Below are 5932 nucleotides of genomic sequence, written 5' to 3'. Positions count from 1 at the left end.
GGCGGAGCCGGACCCTGGCTGCCTCTGGTGGGCGTGGCCTCTCTCGTTGCGGGTCCGTGAGAAACGGCTACCAGCCCAGGCCCAGCCGCAGCGGCAGGTAGACCGCCATGCCGCAGACGATGGTGCCGAGCACGCTGCGTTTGCGGAAGAACCAGGCCATGCCGGCGACGGCGGCGAACAGGCGTGCGTCTTTCCAGGTGTCGATCAGCACGCCCTGGTTCGTGACAACCTCGGGCACCACCACCGCCGCCAGCGCCGCGATGGGCGCGTACAGCAGGCCACGCTGGGCCCAGTGCGGCAGGTGCCAGGGCTTGCTGGAGATGAAGAAGAAGCAACGCGTGAGCACGGTGATGCCACCCAGCGCCACGATGGCCAGAAAGGTCCAGGGGTCGAGGTCAAACATGGTGTGCCGGCCCCGTGTCTTCGGGCCGGAATTTTTCCAGCACCAGGCAGATCGCCACCGCGCTGGCAATCGCCACCAGCACGTTGAGCTTGAGCGGCAGCGCCCAGGCCGCCACCGCCGCCGCGCCGGCCACACCGGCCGAAACCAGGCGCAGGCGCGACGAGGCCAGCGAACACATCACGCCGAGCAGCGCCAGGATGCCGGCAAAGCCCAGGCCCCAGGCCATCGGGATCGCATTCGCCAGGGCCACGCCCACCAGGCTGCTGCCCATCCACGACAGGTAGTTCATGGCGCAGCTGCCCATGAGGAAGGACTGCTGGCGGCCCAGCTCTTCGGGCGTGGTGCCCGGGTGCGGGTAACGGCGCGCAAAGAACACGTAGGTCAGGTCGCCGGTGAGGTAGCCCTTGATCAGGCGCTCGCCACGCGGCATGTGCATCATGTACGGCCGCAGGTGGACCGAGAACACCACGAAGCGCAGGTTGACGCAGAAAGCCGCCGCCAGGATCACCCACAGCGGCGCGCCGGCGGCGATCATGGGCACGGCCGCAAGCTGCGCGCTGCCGGCGTAGACGATCAGGGTCATGAGCACCGCTTCGAGCGCCGACATGCCCGACTGCACCATGGCCACGCCGGTCATCAGGCCCCAGGCGGCGATGCCCATGGCCACCGACACCTGTTCCCGCACGCCTTCCCAGTACTCGGGGTGGTCGCGGTATTTCTTTTGCAGGAACATCAGGCCGCCGCTTTCGCTGGCGTGACCGAGGCGTCGAGCACTTGCCCCGGCGCGAGCGCAAAACCGCGCAGGAAATCGGCCGCCGGCAGGCGCTTGCCGCCGGCGCGTTGCAACTCGGTCAGCACCAGCACACCGCTGGCGGTGGCCACGCGAATGCCCTCGGCATCGGCCGCCAGCACCTCGCCCGGCACCGGCCCCGCGTGGCTGCCCTCGGCGTGCGCGGCCCAGACCTTGATGGCCTCGCCCGCGAGCGCGGTGGCCGCACCGGGCGCCGGGTTGAAGGCGCGCACCTGGCGCGCCAGTGTGGCGGCCGGCGCGCGCCAGTCGAGCGCGGCCTCGGCCTTCTCGATCTTGTGCGCGTAGGTGATGCCCTCGGTGGGCTGCGGTGTGGCACTCAGGCCGCCGCAGGCCGCGATCTCCAGCGCCTCGACGATCAGGCGCCCGCCCAGATCGGCCAGCCGGTCGTGCAGGCTGCCGGTGCTGTCGTCGTCTCGGATGTCCAGGCGTTCGAGCAGCAGCATGTCGCCGGTGTCCAGGCCGGCGTCCATCTGCATGATGGTCACGCCGGTCTGCGAATCGCCGGCCTCGATGGCGCGGTGGATCGGCGCCGCACCGCGCCAGCGCGGCAGCAGCGAGGCGTGGATGTTCAGGCAGCCGAGCCGGCGGCTGCCCTCGGGCGCCAACGGGCCCATGGCATCGAGCACCCACTGCGGCAGGATCAGGCCGTAGGCGGCGACCACCATGGCGTCGGCCCGCGCCGCTGCAATCGCTTCCTGCGCCGCGCGTGCCTCGTCGGGGTACTTGCCGTCCAGCCGCAGGCTGCGTGGCTGCGCCACCGCTATGCCGTGCTCCAGCGCCAGCTGTTTGACCGGCGAGGCCTGCAGCTTCATGCCGCGGCCGGCCGGGCGGTCGGGCTGGGTGAGCACCAGCGGCACGTTGAAACCGGCGGCCTGCAGCCGCTCCAGCGCGACGCGCGCAAACACCGGCGTGCCGGCAAAGATGATGTTCATGGTCGGGGTAGGGGCAGGCCTGGAAGCCTGCGTTCAGGGCGAGTAATTGGCGTCGCCGGGGTCGTCCATCGGTTCGTCGGTGAACATCAGCTGGCGCACCACGCCGGCCGGGTCGAGGTGCACGTGCACCTGGCGCGGACGGCCCATCTCCAGAAAGCGGTAGGTCCAGATGTCGCCGTCGAACCGCGCAACACGCTCGATGAGCGCCGGCTTGCCCAGGTTCAGGTACACGTCGTCGCGCGTCCAGCGGCCGATCTGGATGTTCTGCTGCAACCAGCCGGCGTCCAGCACCTGGGCCTGGCGCAGCAGCCGGCCTTGCGCGTCGAGGTCCATGTTGTGCACCCACTGGCCGGCGGGCTGGCCCGAGTACTGCAGGCGCGTGCCGCCGTCGGGCAGCGTGTGCACCAGGGTCGGTTTGCCCAGGCGCGACTCGATCTCCGCGCGCGGCGTGCCCGCTGCCACACGCTCGGGCATCAGCGAACAGGCCGACAGTGCCAGCACGCCGGCGCACAGCGCCAGCGAGACCAGCACACGGCGGGAGAAAGAGGCGGTGATGTTCATGCGCGTAGTGCCTCGCGTTGTGCCTTGACCAGTTTGGACTTGATGCGCTCGCGCTTGAGCGGCGACAGGTACTCGACGAACACCTTGCCCATCAGGTGGTCCATCTCGTGCTGGATGCAGACCGCGAGCATGCCCTCGGCCTCGTAGGTGCGTTCTTCGCCCTGTGCATCGAGCGCGCGCACATGCACCGCGATGGAACGCTCCACGCCGTCGTAGATGCCGGGCACCGACAGGCAGCCCTCTTCGCCCTTGCGCTTCTCCGGGCTGGCCCAGGTGATCTCGGGGTTGATCAGCACCATGGGCTGGTCACGCGTCTCGCTGACGTCGATCACGACCACGCGCTCGTGCGCGTCCACCTGCGTGGCGGCCAGGCCGATGCCGTTGGCGTCGTACATGGCGTCGAACATGCGCGCCACGAGTTCGCGCACGCGGTCGTCCACCACCGCCACCGGTTTGGCAATCGTGTGCAAACGCGGATCGGGGTAGCTCAGGATGGTCAGAAGCGGCGGCGGGTTCATGGCAAATCGACAGGTTCGGGACAGGGGCCAGACAGGGCGTCCAAAGCAGCGGGGCGACGGCTGGCGGCGCGACGGTGACAGGCGGAAGCAGGTGTCGCTATTTTCGCCACTTTTCGCACGGCGCGTGAAACCCCTCCGCCATATACATTGCCTAATCAAAGGCTTGGGCGCAAAATCAAAAGCGACTTGTCAAGACACGAGCGCCTTCGGCGAGCGGCCGTCGGTCCCTCCGGGGCCAAGGTTCGCGCACCGCGGGTCGCCGCCCAGGGGCCTCCTCATGCCATTGCACACCCGCCAGTCCGCCGATGTTCCGTCCGCTTTCCGCTCGCTGCGCCCGCTGGCCCGTGCCACCGTCGTGCTCGCCACGCTGATCGTCGGCACCGCTTCGGCGCAGAACTTCCCCATCACCCCGGGCCAGCGCGCCACCGCCGACCAGGTCGCGCAACGGGGGGTGCCGCTGTCCGAACTGGCGCCGAACGCGCCCGACCGCTACACCATCAAGCGCGGCGACACCCTGTGGGCGATCTCCGGCATCTTCCTCAAGACACCGTGGCGCTGGCCCGAGCTCTGGGGCATGAACCGCCAGGACATCCAGAACCCGCACCGCATCTACCCCGGCCAGGTGCTGTACCTGCTCAAGCAGGACGGGCGCGCCTACCTCAGCACGCGGCCCGCCGGCGCCGGTGACACCACCACGGTGCGTGTGTCGCCCCGCACCCGCTACGAAAGCCTGGCCGACTCGGCGATCCCGCCGGTGTCGATGCAAGCCATCGAATCCTTCCTGACCGAGCCCATGATCGTGGACGAAGCCACGTTCGCGCGCGCACCGCGCATCGTGGCCACGCAGGAAAACCGCGTGCTGCTGACCCGCGGTGACCGCGCCTATGCCCGCGCCCTCTACGGCGACAGCGTGCAGGGTGAGCCGCTCACCGTGGTCGAAGGAAAGTCGATCGACTACCGCGTGTTCCGCAACGCCACGCCGCTGCGCGACCCGACCACCAACGAGGTGCTGGGCTACGAAGCGCAGTACGTCGGCAAGTCGCAGCTGGTCTCCGGCGAAACACAGCGTGCCAGCCTGGCCGACAAGTCGGCCACCGAGCTGGTGCCGGCCAGCATCGACATCGTCTCGGCCAAGGAAGAAATCCGCGTCGGCGACCGCCTGCTGCCCGAGCCCGAACGCGAGCTGACGCACTTCGTGCCGCGCGCGCCGGAGACGGCGCAGAACGGCCAGATCGTTTCGGTCTATGGCAACGCCGTGCGTTACGCGGCGCAGAACCAGGTGGTGGCGATCAACCGCGGCCGCGAACACGGCCTGGAGCGTGGCCACGTGCTGGCGCTGCAACGCGAAAGCAACCTGGTGACCGACACCACCGACAGCGCACGCCCACAGCTGCGCCTGCCGGGTGAGCGCAACGGCCTGATGATGGTCTTCCGCACCTTCGACAAGGTGTCTTACGCCCTGGTGCTGCAGATCACCGACGGCGTGAAGGTCGGCGACCGCTTCATCAACCCCTGACCCACTGCCCACCATGCTCCGGCCCGAGCTGGCCGCCTGGCTGCGGCTGTTGCTCACACCGGGCATCGGCCCGGAATCCGCGCGCAAGCTGCTCGCCGCCTTCGGTCCACCCGAAGCGGTGTTCGCGCAAGCCCCCGCGGCCTGGCACAGCGTGCTCGGCACGCGCGCGGCACGGGCACTGGAAACCGTGCCCACGAACCTGGACGCCCAGGTTCAGCGCGTGTCGGCCTGGCTGGCGGAGGCACAGCACCACCTGATCACACTGGGTGACGCGCAGTACCCGCCGGAGCTGCTGCAGATGGCAGACCCGCCGCTGTTGCTGTACGTGCAGGGCGACCCGCAGGCCCTGCACCATGCACGCCGCCTGGCCATCGTGGGCAGCCGCAACCCCACGCCGCAGGGCGAAAGCAACGCGCGCCAGTTCGCACACGCACTGGCCCAGGCCGGGGTCTGCGTGGTCTCTGGCCTGGCGCTCGGCGTGGATGGCGCGGCGCACGACGGCGCGCTGCAAGGCGGCGGCCCGACGGTAGCGGTGGTCGGCACCGGCCTGGACCGGGTCTACCCGCAGCAACACGCCGCGCTGGCGCGCCGCATCGTGCAGCACGGCGCGATCGTGAGCGAGTACCCGCTGGGCACACCGCCGCTGCGCGAAAACTTTCCGCGCCGCAACCGCCTCATCGCCGGCCTGTGCCAGGGCACGCTGGTGGTCGAGGCCGCGGTGCAGTCCGGCTCGCTCATCACGGCGCGGCTGGCGGCCGAACAGGGCCGTGAGGTGTTTGCCATCCCGGGTTCGATCCACGCGCCGCAATCGCGCGGCTGCCACGCGCTGATCCGCCAGGGCGCGAAGCTGGTCGAGTCGGCACAGGACATTCTGGAAGACCTGCGGCTGAGCCCGCCCGTGGCCACCAGCCTGCAAGGCGACCTGCCCCTGCACGACGAAGACGCACACAGCCTGTTGCGCGCCATGGGCCACGACCCGGTGAGCCTGGACGTCTTGCAGGCGCGCACCGGCCTGCCCACCGCCCACTTGCAGGCGCAATTGCTGGAGCTGGAGTTGTCGGGTGAGGTGGGCCGTTTGCCGGGTGGGCTGTTGCAACGCCTGGCGCAGGGCTGACACGGAACACCCGCTTGCGTCGGCGCGGGACCCGAGACGAGAGAAGCCACCAAAGGCACTGAGGGTCCGGCTCTGCC

At 69.8% G+C, this 5932-nt stretch carries 7 protein-coding genes; 2 read left to right on the top strand and 5 right to left on the bottom strand.

Annotation, left to right across the window (positions count from 1 at the left end):
• Window positions 1-67: 67 nt before the first annotated feature.
• Genes HPA01S_RS22175 through def form a run of 5 tightly spaced genes read right to left on the bottom strand, consistent with a single transcriptional unit; the run spans window position 68 to window position 3225 of the window.
• Window positions 68-403: an AzlD domain-containing protein gene (locus tag HPA01S_RS22175; protein ID WP_066273643.1), complete on the bottom strand. Its 336-nt coding sequence runs from the start codon at window positions 401-403 to the stop codon at window positions 68-70.
• The gene (locus tag HPA01S_RS22170) at window positions 396-1136 is read right to left on the bottom strand and encodes an AzlC family ABC transporter permease (protein ID WP_066273637.1); all 741 of its coding nucleotides are present in this window, start codon (window positions 1134-1136) and stop codon (window positions 396-398) included. Before HPA01S_RS22170 ends, HPA01S_RS22175 begins: the two co-directional genes overlap by 8 nt.
• The gene (gene fmt, locus HPA01S_RS22165; RefSeq protein ID WP_066273636.1) at window positions 1136-2146 is read right to left on the bottom strand and encodes a methionyl-tRNA formyltransferase; all 1011 of its coding nucleotides are present in this window, start codon (window positions 2144-2146) and stop codon (window positions 1136-1138) included. The genes HPA01S_RS22170 and fmt overlap by 1 nt, the downstream gene beginning before the upstream one ends.
• A 33-nt stretch (window positions 2147-2179) precedes the next feature.
• Entirely contained in the window at window positions 2180-2707 is a 528-nt protein-coding gene (locus HPA01S_RS22160; RefSeq protein WP_066273634.1) for a hypothetical protein, read from the bottom strand.
• Window positions 2704-3225: a peptide deformylase gene (gene def / locus HPA01S_RS22155; protein ID WP_066273633.1), complete on the bottom strand. Its 522-nt coding sequence runs from the start codon at window positions 3223-3225 to the stop codon at window positions 2704-2706. The genes HPA01S_RS22160 and def overlap by 4 nt, the downstream gene beginning before the upstream one ends.
• 277 nt (window positions 3226-3502) lie before the next feature.
• Here def and HPA01S_RS22150 point away from each other — a divergent pair, with 277 nt between their 5' ends.
• Window positions 3503-4741, top strand: coding sequence for a LysM peptidoglycan-binding domain-containing protein (locus HPA01S_RS22150; RefSeq protein ID WP_066273632.1), 1239 nt, complete (start codon window positions 3503-3505; stop codon window positions 4739-4741).
• A gap of 13 nt (window positions 4742-4754) precedes the next feature.
• Window positions 4755-5855, top strand: a complete 1101-nt coding sequence (gene dprA / locus HPA01S_RS22145; protein WP_066273630.1) for a DNA-processing protein DprA — start codon at window positions 4755-4757, stop codon at window positions 5853-5855.
• Window positions 5856-5932 lie beyond the last annotated feature (77 nt).

The organism is Hydrogenophaga palleronii NBRC 102513 (assembly GCF_001571225.1).
GTDB classification, from domain to species: Bacteria; Pseudomonadota; Gammaproteobacteria; order Burkholderiales; family Burkholderiaceae_C; genus Hydrogenophaga; species Hydrogenophaga palleronii.
Note: the sequence above shows the minus strand (reverse complement) of the source record. Positions and strands in the feature narration are given on the sequence as shown.